Consider the following 508-nt stretch of genomic DNA (forward strand, 5'->3'; position numbering starts at 1 on the left):
CTACGCAGAATTGTGCGTAGAAGGAAGAACTTCCTGTTTGCAGGCTACGGCAGCGGAGGTAAACGGGCCGCCGCAATGTACGGCCTGATCGGGGCATGCAAGCTGAACGACATTAACCCGCGCGCCTACCTCGAATACGTCCTGACCCACATCGCTGACCACAAGATCAGTCGCATCGACGAACTGCTGCCCTGGAACGTGGCCGACAAGTTGACCACGCAGCCCACTGCGCCCCCCACCGTCTGATCTCCCGGCGGTCGTCCGGAAACTATCCGTTACCCTCAGCGCGCCATCACTATCGTGCCTCATGCGCGCGAGACATCGCGAACGGCCCACGCGAGGCGCTTACCCCTAATCCGCAATCACTACGGCTTCGCCGATCCGCTGCCGCAGCCGCTCGGCAAGCGCGGCCGCAACCGGAAGCTGCGCGTCGTCGAGCGCCACCAGCACTGCGAACTCCTCGCCGCCAACACGCGCGACGACATCGGACTGCCGCGCCGTGGTGCGA

General features: G+C 64.2%; 2 protein-coding genes. One reads left to right on the forward strand and one right to left on the reverse strand.

Annotation, left to right across the window (positions count from 1 at the left end):
• On the forward strand, window positions 1-246 hold a 246-nt coding region (locus BMI01S_RS40420; protein WP_169745505.1), incomplete at its 5' end, for a transposase domain-containing protein.
• Window positions 247-351: 105 nt separating this feature from the next.
• Here BMI01S_RS40420 and BMI01S_RS40425 read toward each other — a convergent pair.
• Window positions 352-508: diguanylate cyclase domain-containing protein (locus BMI01S_RS40425; protein ID WP_156123920.1), on the reverse strand; the 157-nt coding region annotated here is incomplete at its 5' end.

It is taken from the genome of Paraburkholderia mimosarum LMG 23256 = NBRC 106338 (assembly GCF_000739815.1).
GTDB lineage: Bacteria > Pseudomonadota > Gammaproteobacteria > Burkholderiales > Burkholderiaceae > Paraburkholderia > Paraburkholderia mimosarum.